The sequence below is a fragment of the Lacticaseibacillus casei DSM 20011 = JCM 1134 = ATCC 393 genome (assembly GCF_000829055.1).
Lineage (GTDB): Bacteria > Bacillota > Bacilli > Lactobacillales > Lactobacillaceae > Lacticaseibacillus > Lacticaseibacillus casei.
The window spans coordinates 320,261-333,794 of record NZ_AP012544.1 but is presented as its reverse complement, the minus strand read 5'-3'; the positions used below and the strand labels follow the sequence as shown (position 1 = coordinate 333,794).

13 protein-coding genes and 1 pseudogene are annotated in these 13,534 nt (G+C 48.2%); 5 read left to right on the top strand and 9 right to left on the bottom strand.

Going from position 1 to position 13,534, the window contains the following annotated elements; all coding sequences use genetic code 11:
* Positions 1-7: 7 nt before the first annotated feature.
* From LBCZ_RS01550 to LBCZ_RS01540, 3 genes and pseudogenes are all read right to left on the bottom strand, one after another.
* Positions 8-1,350 (bottom strand): annotated as a pseudogene (locus LBCZ_RS01550) (glutamine synthetase family protein).
* A 258-nt stretch (positions 1,351-1,608) separates the two neighbouring features.
* A complete protein-coding gene (locus LBCZ_RS01545; protein WP_025013068.1) occupies positions 1,609-2,361 on the bottom strand; it encodes a gamma-glutamyl-gamma-aminobutyrate hydrolase family protein in 753 nt (250 codons plus the stop codon).
* An 85-nt stretch (positions 2,362-2,446) separates the two neighbouring features.
* Positions 2,447-3,181 (bottom strand): class I SAM-dependent methyltransferase, encoded by a 735-nt coding sequence (locus tag LBCZ_RS01540; RefSeq protein WP_025013069.1) that lies wholly within the window; start codon positions 3,179-3,181, stop codon positions 2,447-2,449.
* 183 nt (positions 3,182-3,364) lie between these two features.
* On the opposite strand from LBCZ_RS01540, the gene LBCZ_RS01535 reads away from it, so the two are divergent.
* Together LBCZ_RS01535 and LBCZ_RS01530 are read left to right on the top strand one after the other, a co-directional pair.
* Entirely contained in the window at positions 3,365-4,378 is a 1,014-nt protein-coding gene (locus tag LBCZ_RS01535; protein ID WP_025013070.1) for a serine hydrolase domain-containing protein, read from the top strand.
* Positions 4,379-4,463: 85 nt separating this feature from the next.
* Positions 4,464-4,727 (top strand): AbrB/MazE/SpoVT family DNA-binding domain-containing protein, encoded by a 264-nt coding sequence (locus LBCZ_RS01530; protein WP_039639625.1) that lies wholly within the window; start codon positions 4,464-4,466, stop codon positions 4,725-4,727.
* Between the two features lie 180 nt (positions 4,728-4,907).
* Here LBCZ_RS01530 and LBCZ_RS01525 read toward each other — a convergent pair whose 3' ends face one another.
* Positions 4,908-6,641, bottom strand: a complete 1,734-nt coding sequence (locus LBCZ_RS01525) for a pyruvate oxidase (protein WP_039639627.1) — start codon at positions 6,639-6,641, stop codon at positions 4,908-4,910.
* 437 nt (positions 6,642-7,078) lie between these two features.
* Here LBCZ_RS01525 and fba point away from each other — a divergent pair, with 437 nt between their 5' ends.
* Together fba and LBCZ_RS01515 are read left to right on the top strand one after the other, a co-directional pair.
* On the top strand, positions 7,079-7,960 hold the full coding sequence (fba, locus tag LBCZ_RS01520; protein WP_025013071.1) for a class II fructose-1,6-bisphosphate aldolase: 882 nt from the start codon (positions 7,079-7,081) through the stop codon (positions 7,958-7,960).
* Positions 7,961-8,130: 170 nt separating this feature from the next.
* Positions 8,131-8,403: a type II toxin-antitoxin system RelB/DinJ family antitoxin gene (locus tag LBCZ_RS01515; RefSeq protein WP_025013072.1), complete on the top strand. Its 273-nt coding sequence runs from the start codon at positions 8,131-8,133 to the stop codon at positions 8,401-8,403.
* Between the two features lie 160 nt (positions 8,404-8,563).
* Here LBCZ_RS01515 and LBCZ_RS01510 read toward each other — a convergent pair whose 3' ends face one another.
* From LBCZ_RS01510 to LBCZ_RS01490, 5 genes are all read right to left on the bottom strand, one after another.
* Positions 8,564-8,785: an AbrB/MazE/SpoVT family DNA-binding domain-containing protein gene (locus LBCZ_RS01510; protein WP_025013073.1), complete on the bottom strand. Its 222-nt coding sequence runs from the start codon at positions 8,783-8,785 to the stop codon at positions 8,564-8,566.
* A gap of 69 nt (positions 8,786-8,854) precedes the next feature.
* A complete protein-coding gene (locus LBCZ_RS01505; RefSeq protein ID WP_025013074.1) occupies positions 8,855-9,430 on the bottom strand; it encodes a DNA-3-methyladenine glycosylase I in 576 nt (191 codons plus the stop codon).
* Positions 9,420-10,061 (bottom strand): hypothetical protein, encoded by a 642-nt coding sequence (locus LBCZ_RS01500; RefSeq protein WP_032958705.1) that lies wholly within the window; start codon positions 10,059-10,061, stop codon positions 9,420-9,422. Before LBCZ_RS01500 ends, LBCZ_RS01505 begins: the two co-directional genes overlap by 11 nt.
* A gap of 70 nt (positions 10,062-10,131) precedes the next feature.
* Positions 10,132-11,295, bottom strand: coding sequence for an MFS transporter (locus tag LBCZ_RS01495; RefSeq protein ID WP_025013076.1), 1,164 nt, complete (start codon positions 11,293-11,295; stop codon positions 10,132-10,134).
* A gap of 79 nt (positions 11,296-11,374) precedes the next feature.
* Positions 11,375-11,668 (bottom strand): ArsR/SmtB family transcription factor, encoded by a 294-nt coding sequence (locus LBCZ_RS01490; RefSeq protein WP_010492997.1) that lies wholly within the window; start codon positions 11,666-11,668, stop codon positions 11,375-11,377.
* Positions 11,669-11,853: 185 nt separating this feature from the next.
* Here LBCZ_RS01490 and LBCZ_RS01485 point away from each other — a divergent pair, with 185 nt between their 5' ends.
* A complete protein-coding gene (locus LBCZ_RS01485; protein ID WP_039639630.1) occupies positions 11,854-13,266 on the top strand; it encodes a 3'-5' exonuclease in 1,413 nt (470 codons plus the stop codon).
* Positions 13,267-13,534: the final 268 nt, after the last annotated feature.

Sequence of the window (13,534 nt, the reverse complement as noted above, 5' to 3'; positions counted from 1 at the left end):
TTGCAATTCAATATAGCTCGCGGTGCAATGCCGCAATTTTCTCTAATGCTAACTTCGAATAATATTGATCGTCTTCACGCTTGATTTTGGCGTAAGCATCGATCAGTTGCGGCCCGAACACGTCGTGGAAAAGCGAATCAGTCACGAACGCGTCGACCGCCTGGTTCAATGACTGCGGCAGACAGTGAATCCCCATCTCATTGCGTTGGGCTTCGCTTAACGTTGCCGGATCCACATCACAATAATCACCCGGTTGCGTCTGGTGCTGAATGCCATCCAGCCCTGCTGCCAGCGAGCCAGCAAATGCCAAATACGGATTTGCCGTCGCATCGCTCGCTTTCAGCTCAATGTTCATCGAACTAGCCGGATCGTCCCACGCTGTCGACGGAATCCGCACCGCCGCCTCACGATTGTCCTTGCCATAGGTCGCGTATGCGCTGCCCCAATGTCCCGGAGCCAGCCGCTGATAGGAATTCGCCGATGGACAGGTCAGCGCCAGCAAGCCTTGAATATGTTTCAACACGCCACCGACAAAATACTGACCGGTCTTGGATAGCTGCATCGGCGCGTCTGCATCGAAAAAGGCATCTTCTTGTCCGCGCCACAACGATAAATGAATATGCGCGCCGGAGCCAGCCGAATCGACAAGGGGCTTCGGCGCAAAGGAGGCATACAAGTCAAAATCTTTGGCGGTGTTTTTAATGATCCGTTTGTAAATCACTTCATTGTCGGCCGCGGTCACTGGATCCTGCGGCAACATGCTCAATTCATGCTGGCCAATGCCGCCTTCCGGATAATAGGCATTCGGCATAATCCCGACCCGTTGCAGTTGATTGATCGTTTTAAGAATGAACGGATAGGCAAAGTCCATGGACTCCGTTGAAAAGGCAACTCGCGGCATCGCCGGTTCGCGATGATCCTTATCCCCGGTGAACAATTCGAACTCGTTTTCATAAGCATTTTCACGCTGAAGCCGGCATCGGCCAACTGCTTGACTACCCGTTTCAAAATGGTGCGTGGATCGGAGGCATAAGGGGTTTTATCGAGATTATAAATATCGCCCATCAAGGTTGCCACTTGCGGCATGTAAGGCAGCACATGCGCCGAAGCAGCGTCCCCGATCAACCGCAATTCCCCAATCGGTGTCATGTCGGCGACCGGCAAAATGGTGTCGCGTTCACTGACATTCAGCGTTGCTTTGGTCAAGCCGATCCCGTCAGCCAGCTTGGCTTTCAGGCTAGCCAGCGGAATCACTTTTCCTCGCGTCAGTCCGTTATAGTCCACATACAAAAACTCAATCAGCTCAGTCTGCTTCTCCGTGAGCTGCTCACTAACGGCTTCATCGTCCATTCCGGTTCCTCCTCATATCCTCCGGTCCCATGCTAACGGCTTCATTAAACAACAACCGTTTCGTCAATGCTACTCGGCTTCAATCTTACATGATTCTAGCTAAAAGAAAAGATTTTCTGAAAATTGTTTTTGGGGCTTGTCACTACTAATTGCGATTTGACTGTAGCGCACCACACAGAAAAACCGCCTCATGAACGAGACGGTTTTCAACGGATACGTTTAACGGGGCACTTTTTACGATTCATCGAACCACAGAAATCACTTCTGATGATCCGCAACACGCTTCAAAAAGTCCTGGAAAACAACGAGCTGCTGAGGATCTTCCTGTTGCCACATGTTTTCAGGATGCCACTGAACACCTAGGAACAGATCGTTGTCCGTGGACTCCATTCCTTCGACCACGCCATCCGGCGCAACGGCTGTCACCTTCAACCCTTTGCCGACAGTTTTAACTGCTTGGTGGTGGCGGGAGTTGACTTTAATGGTCTCCTTGCCGTACAAATCAGCCAGGCGACTACCAGGCGTTAATACGGCATGGTGGGTCGCAAACTGACCCAATGTGGCTTGGGGATGTTGAATTTTCAAATCAGGATATTGCTGTTCAAGATCCTGATACAACGTGCCGCCCATGGCAACGTTCATGATTTGGATCCCGCGGCAAATACCAAAAATCGGCTTGTTTGCGGCTAGGGCTGCCTTAATCAAGGCAATTTCGAACAAATCTTTTTGGTACAGCGTCATGCCGATCTTGGGATGCGGTTCCTCGCCATAGAGCGTCGGATCCACGTCCGGGCCGCCTGGCAGCATCAAGCCATCGACCAAGGCCATATCATCTTGCGCGAGCTGTTCGGTCTGACTCACATCATCAGGGAACGGCAACACAAGCGGGAGCGCATCAAGGTGAATGAACGCCTCTTTGACATCATGCGGCACATAAGCAGGGTGATTATTCGGCATCACGGGATTGACTTCGATCAGTTCGTCTGTGGGAATACCAATTCTTAGTTTCACGAGCGATTTCCTTCTATTCGATTTAGTTTTAATTCCACGAGTATACGCCGTGAAAGGATTGGCGACAATAGACAGGCCTGATTGCTCACGCCGTTTTGGTCGTTGCCACAATCAGCATCATCGGCCGGCGCAACTCATCTGCCATACCGGGAATGGTTTTGACTATTTCAGCAGTCGGGGTCGGCTCAATCACGCGATCCAGTCGCAGATGGTTGTCGAGCAAGGTATTCAAATAGGTCGTCAACGTCCGATGGTATTTTTTGATTCGATGGCCTAAAAAGTCGGTTTCCTGTTTGCTCTCGTCAAAATAACGATCAACCGGCCAGTACAGGTTGTGGCCCTGCTCGTCCGTGACCCACTCCTCATTGCCTTGGGCCGTAAAAATCGGATGTTCCACGGACATGACAAATTGCCCGCCAATTGGCAGTTTGTCGCTGATCTTACCGACAAGTTCAGCGTAATCGGCAATGTAATGAATGGCTAGCGAGCTTAAAATGACTTCAAACTGCTCCGGCAATTGGTCGATGGCCTGCACGTCCAGCTGGCGATACGTGATCCGCTTGTCGTCCGTCAGCTCAGAAGCCTTGGCAAGCATTTTGGCTGACGTATCGATGCCAAGCACACTTTTAGCGCCATGATCAGCGGCATAGCGACAGTGCCAACCATAACCGCACCCGAGATCAAGCACCCGTTTACCGGTAAAGTCCGGTAAGACCGTCTTCAACTCATGCCACTCCCCCGCCCCGGCTAAACCTTTTTTCGAGCGATCCATTTGGCTATATGCCTTGAAAAAATCCGGATTATCATAAATCGCAGCCATCTGTGTTTCCTCCTTCGGTGATTAAGGCCATCATCGCCGTCCAGGCAAGATGATGCAACCGGTATGGGAAGTAAAGCCCCCAATTAGATTCTCATTGGCCAATGATGATATTTTAGTTTGAAAAGCATCGTGATGCATGCTATCGTTGCCTCAACGTTTTTTCGGCTAAAGGGAGGCCTTTTCGTGACAGATTGGAACGGCTATCAAGCTATCAATGAAAAATATCATCTCAATGGTGCCACCATTTTAGTGGATGCCAATCATCAATTGTCCCACTGGCAAAACGGCATGGCGGATTTTGCGAAAAAAGAACCATTCACGATCCACACTACTAGCGGTTTAGGATCATTAAGCAAGCAATTTACGGCTGACAGCATGTTGGTGTTGGCTGCGGATGGGGCGCTGAACATTGACGCGCCGTTATCGGACTATCTGCCGGAATATCGGTACGCCGAGCAGATCACCTTGCGCCAGATGTTACACATGGCGAGCGGTATTCCCGATTACACGGAATTGTTGTTAGTCGAATATACCAAAAAGATGCCAAACGCTAGTGAATCCCATTTAAGTTACCCGATACTGGAAGATCTGAATCACGGCGATGCTCTTCAGCAAGTCCTTGACTTATTGAACCGCCATCCGCTAGATTTTGCGCCGGATGCAAAAGGTGCTTACTCAAATAGTAATTATTTCCTACTTGGCCACATCATTGCCCAAGTCGCGAATATGCCGCTGGGCGATTTCATCGAACAGCACTTTTTCCAGTCGTTGGGCATGGTCCAAACCCGTTTCGGAACGCAGACCGCCGAGGCAAATAGCTACGACGATCTAGATTTTACCAACGGCCAACCAGTGGCTTTAGGTCGCGGCGATTACACCGGTGGCGATGGCGCCGTGGTCAGTTCGGTCACCGATTTGGCTAAATGGGCGCAAGCTACCTTGCATCAGCAGATTTTACCTACGTCAGCTTGGCATGAGGCATTAACGTTGACGCACGATTTTTATGGGATGGGCTGGATGAAGTCCAAAACGCCGGGATGGCTGGCGCACAACGGTCACGTATTTGGGTACTGGGCCTACTTTGACGTTTCATTTGACAAACAATTAGCGCACATCACGTTAAACAACATGTCACCAGGCACTGACGCGCGTAAGGCATGGCATAAGGAAATGGCTACGTGGCTCGGATCCCTTTAGCGGTTGTATAAGCGTATGTTAAACTCTATCTGCGCGAGTGATCGCGATTTTGATCGAGCAACTATTGGCAACAGGGGGATCTGTTATGGAAACGACGATTAAACGCTGGGGAGACTCTCAAGGTGTCATCATTTCAAAAACAATGCTGGCAAAAATGGGAATTGATGATCTCGATGACCAACTGGTAAAGATGCATATAGATGGCAAAGGCCGTTTAATCATTGAAAAGAAAAAAAGTCCTTCAAAACTGGAAGAACGGTTTATTGATTTTGACGTTTTAACTTACTCAAAGAAAGTCAAGCATGGAGGCGAACTAGATTGGGGCAAGCCGAGTGGTAATGAAATTTAACCACTCGTGCATGACACCTAACAAAACGGTTACACCAATTTCCGGCAAAATTTTTGAATAACATCTTTTTACCAATATTAAAAAAATCGTTCTTAGTCTCCATTGCTAAGAGCGATTTTTTATATTCCAAACAACTCTCGCTGCCTGTTGCGTTTCCCTAGAGTTAGCAAATACCCCGATTTAAAAGAACTGCCGCATAATGTCTTTCAACGGTGGCATGGATGGAATCTTCCAGTAATTTTCGAGATACTGGGAGCCATACTTCATGTAACCCTTCGCTTCCTCGCCGACAATTTTGCCTGGTAGCGGGGCGTCGTCTTGAACATAGGTGTTGATCAAAACCGGCTTCTCCGTTTCCTGATAGGCCTTAGTCAACGCTTCTTTGAACTCGTCGTTGCTGTGGGCTGTGTAACCAACGCCCCCAGCAGCTTCAGCAATCTTGGCATAGTCCATGTCCGCCAAATCGATTTCATAATTCAGCTGACCGGCACTTTGCTGTTCATATTCGATAAAGGCCAACTTTTGGTTGTTCAAAACAACCATGATAATGGGCAGCTTGTATTTAACCGCGGTAACGAAATCCTGCATGACCATGGCAAACGCGCCATCACCGGCCACACTGATATTTTGCCGCTTCGGGAAGGCTTCGGCCCCGGCAATCGCGCCCGGCAAGCCGCAACCCATCGTGCCTAACCAAGCCGAAATGGTATATTTCTGCGTTGGTTGAACGTTTAGAAAACGGGCACCCCATGACGTCGACGTCCCGACATCAACTGAGTAAACCGCATCTTTTGGCGCAGTCTGATCAATCGTGGCAAAGACTGCTTCTGGTGAGGCTGGGTTCGTGGTCAACAGACGCTTTTCGGCCATCCACTTGTCCCAACTTTCCATATTCTTCTGACAAGCTTTCAGGAAGCGATCGTCATCACGCAACGACCCCTTGGCGTTCAGTTCGGTCAAAAAGGTTTCGACATCGCCATCAACCGCCACATCAACTGAGTACCGCTTGCCCAGATTCTCTGGTTGCGTATCGATCTGGACACATTTTGCTTGTCCTTCATCAGGTAAGTAAGCTGTATACGGGTAGTTGGTGCCGATCATGAACAGCAAATCCGTTGCCTTCATCGCCTCATAAGCCGGCTTGGTGCCGAGCTTACCGACATTGCCAAGACTATTAGGGTGATCATCCGCAACTGTTCCCTTGGCCGGCATCGTTTGGATAAACGGGATGTGGTTAGCCTCAACAAACTTTTGAACCTGTTCCCCGGCATGTTCCGCCCCACGGCCGATCAAAGCTAATGGCTTCTGCGACTTCTGCAACAGCGATGCCACATCATCCAGCTGTTTAGGATCAACTTCCGGTACATTCAATGCAAAAGCCGCAGCACTGTCACGATAACTCGTCGTTTCCTTTTGATCCGGCAAATCATCCGGAATCGTCAAAACCGCTACGCCTTTTTCCGTAAACGCGGTTCGAATCGCCGTATCGATAATCTGGCCTAAATTATCCGAAGCCATGACCGTTTTATTGTAAACCGCCACGTCATCAAACAGCTTAGGCGTATTGACTTCCTGGAAAAAGCCTTCATTCAGATTGCTGGTCGTGACCTGTCCCAACAATGCCAAAACCGGGGCGTGATCCATTTTGGCATCATATAAGCCGTTCAACAGATGGATGGCACCCGGACCACCGATTGACAGGCAAACGCCAAGGCCACCAGTCAGCTTAGCCGTTGCTGAGGCAGCTAGTGCCGCAACTTCTTCATGCCGAACCTGAACGAACTTAATCTTGTCTTGATGACGGCGCAACGCATCGACGGTCGTATCAATCGAATCGCCTGGTAGGCCAAAAACGTGCTTCACTTGCCAATCCATCAAAACGCTGACTAACTGATCTGCTGCTTTTGTTGCCATATCAAGATCTCCTCTTTTGACTACTTTTTCAAGTGAACAACTCAATTGTTCTCAATCTGTTACTACCTTCACCTTAGTGCTTTGATTTCTCTGGTCAATCATTCTTAGCAAGGTTTCATTTATATTGGTATAATTCACTTGTGAAAATATAATCTATTTTTGGAGACTAGTAATCAATAGCGCCTAGAACCAGCGTGATAAAGCTGTTTTATTTTTATTATTTTTAAAGTCGCTTGTGAAATTAACTACGTAGTGTATGGACCGATCATTCGAATAATGAGAGCGTTCTCATTATTTGGCGAGGGTCATGATGACCGGTTCCCGCAAAACCCGTCACTTAAACTGTCAGGATCTCATCATTTTCTCGCCCTTTTCTCTTGCAATCTATGGTAGAATACAACGGTTTTGAATTGTATATTTCGTAGGAGGATATCTACATGCCATTAGTTAACGCTGCAGAGCTTGTAAAAGCTGCACATAAAGGTCACTACTGTATCGGTGCCTTCAACACCAACAACTTGGAATGGACGCGTGCCATTCTCGCCGGTGCTCAAGAATTGAACGTTCCGGTTATCATCCAGACTTCCATGGGTGCTGCTAAGTACATGGGTGGCTATGAATTTTGCCAAACCATGATCGAAGCAACGGTTAAAGCCATGAGCATCACCGTTCCGGTTGTTATCCACTTGGACCACGGTAACTACGAAGCTGCTAAGGAAGCTATTGCTGCCGGCTACAACTCCGTTATGTTCGACGGCCACGACCTCGACTTTGAAGATAACTTGGAAAAGACCAAGGAAATCGTTAAGCTGGCCCACGCCAAGGGCATTTCCGTTGAAGCCGAAGTTGGTTCCATCGGCGGTGAAGAAGACGGTGTTGTCGGCGAAGGTGAATTAGCTGACGTTGAAGAAGCCAATACTTTGGCAGCTACCGGGATCGACTTCCTGGCAGCCGGCATTGGTAACATCCACGGCCAATATCCAGACAACTGGAAGGGCCTGCACTTCGACCGCTTGCAAGAATTGAATGACGCCGTTAAGATGCCACTCGTTCTTCACGGTGGTTCCGGTATCCCTCAAGAACAAGTTCAAAAGGCGATCACCATGGGTATTTCCAAGTTGAACATCAACACCGAATGCCAACTTGCCTTTGCTAAAGCAACTCGTGAATACATCGAAGCTGGCAAGGATCAACAAGGCAAGGGCTTTGACCCTCGTAAGATGCTCAAGCCAGGCACCGATGCCATCACAGACACCTTCAAGGAAATCACCGGCTGGATTGGCAACAAGCCTGTCAAGATGGTTCCTGAGGCACTTTAATTTAAACCGTTTTAAGTTTAATGAGTCCATTCGCATTTGATGCGGGTGGGCTTTTTTAATTCAGTTTTCATTGAGGATTTCTCGAACTCTTCATGGCATTTATAATGGGTGACAATATCGCCGGTTTTGCGTCATAATAAAGCAACAATGGCCTAAGGAGGTTGGCAGCAATGGCATCTCGATCACGCATTAACGTTGAAGTTGATACAGAAACAAAAGATCGCGCGCTCCGTATCATCAATAGTATGGGATTAGACATGTCCTCTGCCATTAATATGTATTTGAAGCATATTAGCGACAGTGGTGAATTGCCATTTACCCCTGAGATAATTGTCGAAGGCCAGCTGCAAACTGCAGAAGCGGATGTCAAAGCTGGCCGGACCAAAAGCTTTAAGACGGTCGATGCTTTATTGAAAGATTTGCACAATGACGTTGACGACTAATCACTCAAGATAAGTTGCTCTTAATGGCAGACTTCTATTGCATCTTCAGCGAATTCGCATGGCTGCCGACCAAAAAGCACGTCACTTCAACAAGAAGTGGCGTGCTTTTTGATGTTTCAGAAACGTTCAGTATTCTGCATCCTTTATGGAATATCATTTGTTATAAAAGTGCGCTCTCATCCCACTCACGATCTCTTTCCGTAATACTATCTCTAAATCCATACCATTTCGTTTCGTCAGCAAACAAATCTTTGTGAACTGGTGTCAAAACAAATGTATCAGCGATCTTGTGAATCTGATACTTTTCGCCAACTCTTGCTTGAAATTCTTTTGGAATAATGACCCCAATTGAATCTCCGAATTTGCGAATGGTTGTTTCCATAGATACGATCCTCCTCGCGCTCTGACAAGTGGTGTCAGCATTCCAATCGACGAATACCGGTTAACACTTTTATTTTTCCAGCAACTGATAAACAAAGCAACTGGTTTCATGATCGTTGACCAACCCTGCTGCCTGCATAAACGAGTAGATGACGACGGGGCCGGTAAAACTGAAACCGTCCTTCTTCATTTGCTTGCCCATGCGCTTGGCCAAATCAGTTGTATTGGGAATTTCCGCATGATTTGTGATGTGGTGTTGAATCGGATGATTTTTGACGAACGCCCAGACATAGTGATCAAAGTCTTCGCCTCTATCAGCCAGCTTTGCGATGGCATTCGCGTTGTTGATAATCGCTGTCACTTTCAGACGATTCCGGATGATTTGCGGATTCTGCAAGAGTACAGGAATTTCGGGCGTCATCTGCTGTACCCGGCGATAATCAAAGTTGGCAAAGGCTGTCTTGAACGCTGCCCGCTTATTCAAAACCGTCTGCCAACTCAGACCCGCCAGCATGATTTCCAGCGACAACAGTTCAAACAAGTGGTGGCTGTCATGACTGGGTCTGCCCCATTCTTCATCGTGGTATTGCTGCATCAAGGCATTGTCGGTTTCACCCCATGCACACCGTTGTCGCTCAACTGACATGGGACACCGCCAATGATTGCTGGTCAATTGGATGTAAAACCCGGACGAGTCTGTTCCCGCTCAAGGTCATTTGACGATTAGCCACCAGCTTTGTCAGCAGTTCATCCCCTAATTTACCGGCTAAATGAACCCGGCGCTCTGAAAAGTCGATGCAAGTCTGAACCTTCCCCTGGCGCACTGGGTGACCGAGGTATTGTGCCAAGACGTGCCGGCCTTTTTCCGTCAATCGATAGGCGTTGGCGGTCGTCAAGGTAATGAGTTTTTGCATTAAAAGTTGGTCAAACAAGGCCACGCCGGCTTTTCCGGCCAAATGGTGGTAACAAGTCCGTGCATTGCCCAATTTTCGCGCTGCGTGCCGCTGATCCAAGTATTGTTCAGTTGCCGTACTGAAGGCATTTGACTCTGTCTGTGGTTGAGCAGTCTGAAAATAATCGCGACCGGCAAAATGTCGCCGGTTAATTTTCTCGGCACGCACCAATTTAAGTAGTTCGCTTTTGACACTTGCTTCTGGATGGTTTAGCAGTTTAGCGATTTCTTTAGTCGTTAAAAACCGCCCACTACCTAACAACAGTAAGATTTCCTGTGCTAAATTCTCCTGCAAAATCGCATCTTCTTTCCGAACAGCAAACATATGTTCTTACGTCAATTATATCGTTTGCTACTTTTCGGAACAATACCTCTATGCAAAAAATTGCGAATCATCAGCGGCTTGTTTGCAGCTGCTTAAAATAGCCTTGCCGCGCGTACAACAACATTGCCAGGGTTACCCCAATAGCAGTAAACACCGCAATAACGGAAAAGCCGGTGAACTGTTTAATCAAGATACCACCGACAACGCCGCCAATCGCTTCGCCAAGATACATCACCGCGTTAGCCAAAGAGGAAATCATGCCGCGAGCTGATTGTGCCTGATCCTGCAAAGTGCTCATGAACAACGGCAACAGCGCGCCACCAATGGTGTAAATCAATGCCAGAATGATCGTTGCAACTAACGCCGACGACGCCAATGGCAAAACGACATAACCACTGATGAACAGCAGGAATTCAAGCAGGAACGCGTGCGGCTGACCTAACCACGTCACCAGTCGAGCGCCGATCAAACTGCCGACAAACTGTCCGACACCGATCACCAGAATAAAGCTGCCGATCGTGCCCACCGAGAGCCCAAAGCTTTTCGCGAACCAGGTACCGATGAACGCAAAGCCGGTAAAATTTGCCGTCTGAAACAATAAGTATGCGTCTAATAACTTAAGTACCGGTTTGTTTTGCAAAAGCTGACCATAGATGCTGGATTTCGGCTGGGCGGTTCTAACTTCATTAAGACTAGGCATGAACCGCACGACCAACAATGTCAGTATCAGTGCAATCGTGCCGACAAAGAAGAAAGGAAAACGCCACGAGATAACGGCCAAATAACTACCGAGCGGAACGCCGACAATCTGGGCAACCGCCAAACCAGCTGTAGCGTATCCCATGACTTTGACCACCTGACCCTTGGGAAAGAGCACGGGGATCGCCGCCCAGATTTGCGGACCGGCTGTCGCAGCGGCAATGCCGGCAGTGAATCGGGTGACGAGCATCAGCGGAAACGTATTGGCCAGTCCGCACCCAGCAGTTGCGAGGGTAAAGACAACTAAGCCGATAACTAAAATACGTTTACGATCATGGCGATCGGAAATCGGGCCAATCAGCAACGCTGACAGCATGTAACCCACCGCGTACGCACTGACAATGAGACCGGAAAGACTCGTTGAGATGCCGTAATACCGAGTTAAAGTCGGTAATAAAGGTGAAACCAGAAATGTATCTGTGCCAATCACGAACATAACGAGGAAAAATAAAAGCGAGAGTCTACGTTCTTTCATGCAAAAAGTCTCCAATCTGTTTTATAGTTTTAAATTTATCAAACAATTATCGCTAAAAAATAAGCAACCATGTGCTTATTTACAGCTCAGCAAGTAATCCCGGGAAGACAGATTCAATCTTATCGGTATTTAATGTGACAAATTTTTGCCGTCCCTGAACGCGTGTGGTAATCATGCCGATTTCACGTAACGTGCGCAAATGATATGACATCGTTGATTTGTCAATCTCCACGTGCTGGTTAAGCTCATTGCACCCCATTTCGTGGCCCACGTGGTAAAGCATGCGCACAATCGTGTAACGTCCCGGCTCGGACAAGGCAAAGAAAATTCGCTGCTTGAAAGCTGTTGCGTCTGTTGATTGTTTGATATCCATACAACAGTTATGCCACAGATCATCGATGAAAACAAGGAACTCCTTAAAAATAAGTGGACGTTCGCACCATTTTTAGCGTCTAACCGCTCGCAGTATCGGCTTTAATTGATTCCCCAAAAGCAATCTTGCTTCACTCTTGGTATACTGTTCGTATATGTCAAATACCAAGTAAGGAGGGTTGCAGCATGGCGCGGTCCACTAATCGAAAAAGAAAAATGCGCTCACCGCGACAGGCACGGCGTCAGTTGAATAAGTTATTGCGCGATCCAATTGCCAAACCGCATAACGCCGCAGCGGTGCGCATTCGCCTTGATGAACTCACGGCGCTCTTTCAGCATCGTGAATACCGGTCACACCAGTCTGCAACCGTTAATCGGGTCAACATTCAAGGAAACGTGCAATTTGATCTGGCTCGTTGGTACCCTGAAGGTGGCCGGCTGCGTGACATGTTGCGCCCGCGCAGTCCGCTGCTTCCGATCATGTTTTCGGTTCAGGATTTTGGTAATCACCGCAAAAGCCTCGCCCGCGGCCTCACGCTAGCTGTTTCTAGAGCTGCTCGACAACTGGATCAAATGAGAGCCGCCGATAAATTGCCAATCATCATGCAGCCGTTTAGCGACTGGGTTCATCTCCTCGCCCTCGGGTTGCAAAATTGGCTTGAAACCGGTCAGGTAGTCTTTTCTTTGCTTGATCTCAAGGGCGCCTATGTCTTGACGACGATGCCGACTGCCCCAGCTACTTGGCTAGCCAGGCTTTTTGGCATTTCCTTGGGCCAAGCCGATCAGACTCTGACCGATTTGCGCCATCAACGGCAAGAACAGGCAGACCGTTTAACCACCAAACTAGCAGCCAAGTTTGCGCAGGAAAAAGCGCCGTTAGTGCAATCCGCCAACCAGCGCGCGGCCAAGTCCCTGCAGTTAGACCCACCAACTATGGCCCAGCTTGCCTCAGACCAGGCACCGTTAAAAACGCAAAAAGACGTCATCGATCGACTAGCCCGGGGCGACTACATCGTGATCGATACAGAGTTTGTGGCCGATCGGAATCAACTTGACCTAACCGAAATCAGCTTATTACGTGTGCGTGATCATCGAGTCGCAGGTGCGTTTGATATTTTCACCCAACTACCTGAAGGCCATCACGTGATGCCATTCTCGGTCAAAATCACCGGGATTACCGATGACTTGTTGAATCAGTACGGGCAACCGCTGCCGCTGGCGAAAACAGCTGTCGAACAATTGTTGAAGCATGAACTCGTTGTCGGCTTCGCACCCAGCAATGACCTACGTGCCCTTCGCGCCGGCCTCGCGATCGATGTGCCACCTGTTCAAACTTTCGACGTCGCCGCATTAGCCCGTAAAACTTTCGGAATCGGCAAAAAGCATACGCCGTCGCTGCAATACTATAAAGAGGCGCTCGGCATTGATTTGCCTTCTCACACAGCCTTGAGTGATGCCCAAACCACGATGGCCTTGCTCGAACACCTCATTTGGGAAGGCAACCCACTTATCACCAAGGAACTTGGCTTTGAACAACGCCCACCTGAACACGCCAATGATTCGGAGCCTTATCAGAAGCCGGATTTGAGTGACAAATAGTTAGAAATAAAGCCAATGAATTTGTGCGTCTACACAGACTCAAAGATGGCTAATTTAATTTTGAGGTGTCAATCAAAATGCGAAAATTATGGATTTCAGTCATTGTGACTTTCCTTATTTCTTTAGTTCTTGGTCTTCTTTATATGTAAATTAGTGGCAGCATTCTTCTGCTTGCGTCTTTGGCTTTTGGCTTGGGAAACGCTATTATTCTGATTACGATTCTTTATAAGTCAATTTTCAGAACTATTAAATCGTAATACAGTCCTTG